This window comes from Streptomyces anatolicus (genome assembly GCF_019400875.1).
GTDB lineage: Bacteria > Actinomycetota > Actinomycetes > Streptomycetales > Streptomycetaceae > Streptomyces > Streptomyces anatolicus.
Genome location: NZ_WMBF01000668.1, coordinates 1 through 2,787, shown reverse-complemented (window position 1 = coordinate 2,787; position 2,787 = coordinate 1). Strand labels below are relative to the sequence as shown.

The following is a 2,787-nucleotide window of genomic DNA, read 5'->3' as shown; positions in this document are numbered from 1 at the left end:
GGGGTGCGGGCTCGCTCTCCGAGCGGGTCGCATCGGACCGCCGTACGACCAGCGAGCGGGCCGGGCGCGGCAGCCGGATGACCGCGAGGGCGATGCCGAGCAGCGCCGTCGCCACGAGCGCGTCGAGCCAGTAGTGGTTCGCGGTGCCGACCACCACGAGCAGGGTGAACAGCGGATGCAGCAGCCACAGCCAGCGCCACCGCGTCGAGGTGGCGGCGATCATGCCGATGGCGAGCATCAGCGCCCAGCCGAAGTGCAGGGAGGGCATGGCCGCGAACTGGTTGGCCATGGTGTCGGTCGCGGGCTTGGCGGCGTAGACCGAGGGCCCGTACACCTGTGCCGTGTCCACGAGGTGCGCGGCGTCCAGCATCCGCGGCGGAGCGAGCGGGAAGCCGAGGTGGAGCACGAGCGCGGCCGCGGTCAGCGCGGCGAGCACCCGCCGCGACCAGACGTAGTGCCGGGGCCGGCGCGCGTACAGCCAGACCAGGAAGAGCAGCGTCGCCGGGAAGTGGACGGTCGCGTAATAGGTGTTCGCGACGTGGATCAGCGTCTCGCCGCTCAGCAGGGCGTCCTGCACAGTGCCCTCGCCGGGCAGGCGCAGCGCCCGCTCGGCGTCCCACACGCGGTGCGCGTTGCGGAACGCCTCGCCGGTGTGTCCGTTGGCGAGCTGCCTGCCGAATTTGTAGACGAGGAAGAGTCCTACGACGAGGAGGAGCTCGCGGACGAGGGGCGGTCGGGCAGATATGTCCGGCTTACGGACGGTCGTGTCCGGCTCCCGGACTGCTACGTCCGGCTCCCGTTCGGCAGGCTCGGTTCGGGATTCCATCCCCCGGCCCCTTTGCGTGATGACTGGTGGTGCGAATGGTGGTGGTGCGGTGTGCCGAGCGAAGGTTCGCCCCGCTCACCGATACGGCGATGTACCGATACGCCAGTGTACCGATACGACGGCGTACCGGTACACTGGCGTATCGAAGAGGGCCGATCGCGCTGATCCGGCCGCCGTACCGAGGGGAAGAGCCATGACGTCGACGTCGAGCCGCTCGAAGATCACGCCCGAGCGTGAGCAGGAGTTCTACGACGCCGTCCTCGACCAGCTCCGCGAATGCGGCTACGAGGCTCTGACCATGGAGGGCGTGGCCGCCCGCACCCGGTGCAGCAAGTCCACGCTCTACCGCCAGTGGAAGACCAAGCCCCAGTTCGTGGCGGCCGCGCTGCGGGCCAACCGCTGCGTGCGGTTCGCGGGGATCGACACCGGCAGCCTCGCCGGGGACCTGCGCGAGGCGGCCCGGGCCGCGGGCGAGCAGTCGGGGCGGGACACGATGCTGGTCCAGGCGCTCAGCCACGCGGTCCTCCAGGACGTGGACCTGCAGCGGGTGCTGCGCGAGACCCTGGTCGAGCCGGAGCTGCAGGCCATGGATGTGATCATCCGGCGTGGCGTGGAGCGCGGCGAGATCCCCGAGGGGCACCCGGCGGTGGAGTTCGTCACGGTGCAGCTGTTCGGCGTGGTGCGGGCGAGGCCGGTCCTCGAGGGCGCGCACGCCGACGGCGACTATCTGACCCGTTTCGTCGAGGCCTGCGTGCTGCCCGCGCTCGGCCTCACCTGATCGTGGGCCCGAGTCCATGGGATGACGGGACTCGGGCCTGCCCGCGCCGCACCGTGGGGACGGGGGCGGCGCGCACCCCCGGGCCGGACGGGGTTCCTCCTGAGCGGCGAGGAACCCCGCCCGGCCCCTGGGGCGTACACGTCCTGCCCTGGTTCTAGACGTACACGTCCTGCCGGGTTCTATACGTCCTGGCCTGCTCCCGCGCCGCCGCCGGCAGAACCCGCCTCGATACCCTTCACGATCTTGTCCATGGTGGACGGCGAAGGGGCCTGGTCGTTGTCGTCGATGCCCATGCGGATGATGACGAGCTTCGACTTGTCGGCGGGGGAGGGGAAGGCGAGCGATTCGACGTAGCCGTCGTCGCTCTTCTGCGTGATGGCCTTCCAGCGGACGTGGTAGCCCTTCTGGCCCGCCACGGTGATCGACTTGGAGGCCAGCACCTTGTGCGAGGTGATGCGGCCGTAGGTCTTGCCGCCGTACCCCTCCTTCGCGTTCCGCTTGATGTCCGCCTTGGCCGCCGCCTCGGGCGTCTTGGCGTCGATGTCCAGCTTCTCGGCGGGCTGGGAGTACGCGCTGCCGCGCGTGCACTGCTCCTGAGGGTTGCCCGGGCACGGGATCGGCTCCGTCTGGACCGCGGCGCCGAACCTGGTGGACACGCCACGCCAGCCGTCCGGTACGGGGATCTTGATGCCGCTCACCGAGTCGTTCGCGAAACCGGGGTCCTGTTCCGGGGACTTCGGGTCCTGCGGGCCCTCCGGCGACCGCGGCGCGTCGGGCGACCTGGGGTTCCCGGGATCCTTCGGGGCGCCGGTCGACGGCTCCTTGGCCGAGGAGTCGCCCTCGCCCCCGTCGTCATCGGCGGTCAGTGCGTACACACCGCCGCCTATCCCGGCGAGGACGACGAGCACCACGCCGACGGCTATCGCGACGCGCAGGCCGCGCCGGGGCGCGGGGTCCTGCCCCGGATGGGCCGGAAAGGCCGCCTGGGTCGGATACGCGTGCGCCCCGGCGGTGCGCACCTGATCCGTCCATACGTTCCCGTCCCACCAGCGCTCGGTGGGCGGACCGCCGGCGACCTGGCCGGGGTCGGGGTACCAGCCTGGGGGAGTCATCTGCGTCATGGGCGCCAGAGTATGAGCCCCGCGTGAAAGCCGCATGAGAGGGGGGCGGCAAAGGCGAGGCC

At 71.2% G+C, this 2,787-nt stretch carries 3 protein-coding genes; 1 reads left to right on the top strand and 2 read right to left on the bottom strand.

Translation table 11 applies throughout. The features are described from left to right. Positions 1-826, bottom strand: an 826-nt coding sequence (locus GKQ77_RS31155; protein WP_219692469.1) for a phosphatase PAP2 family protein, incomplete at its 3' end; no start/stop codon positions are given. Between the two features lie 193 nt (positions 827-1,019). Between GKQ77_RS31155 and GKQ77_RS31150 the strand changes: the two genes are divergently transcribed. Next, positions 1,020-1,604, top strand: a complete 585-nt coding sequence (locus tag GKQ77_RS31150) for a TetR/AcrR family transcriptional regulator (protein WP_219692468.1) — start codon at positions 1,020-1,022, stop codon at positions 1,602-1,604. 179 nt (positions 1,605-1,783) lie between these two features. On the opposite strand, the gene GKQ77_RS31145 is transcribed toward GKQ77_RS31150, so the two are convergent. Beyond that, the gene (locus GKQ77_RS31145; protein WP_219692467.1) at positions 1,784-2,725 is read right to left on the bottom strand and encodes a DUF2510 domain-containing protein; all 942 of its coding nucleotides are present in this window, start codon (positions 2,723-2,725) and stop codon (positions 1,784-1,786) included. Positions 2,726-2,787 lie beyond the last annotated feature (62 nt).

Excerpts from the sequence above, each read along its gene's own strand:
- GKQ77_RS31150 (WP_219692468.1), top strand. The coding sequence starts at position 1,020 with ATGACGTCGACGTCGAGCCGCTCGAAGATCACGCCCGAGCGTGAGCAG.
- GKQ77_RS31145 (WP_219692467.1), bottom strand. The coding sequence starts at position 2,725 with ATGACGCAGATGACTCCCCCAGGCTGGTACCCCGACCCCGGCCAGGTC.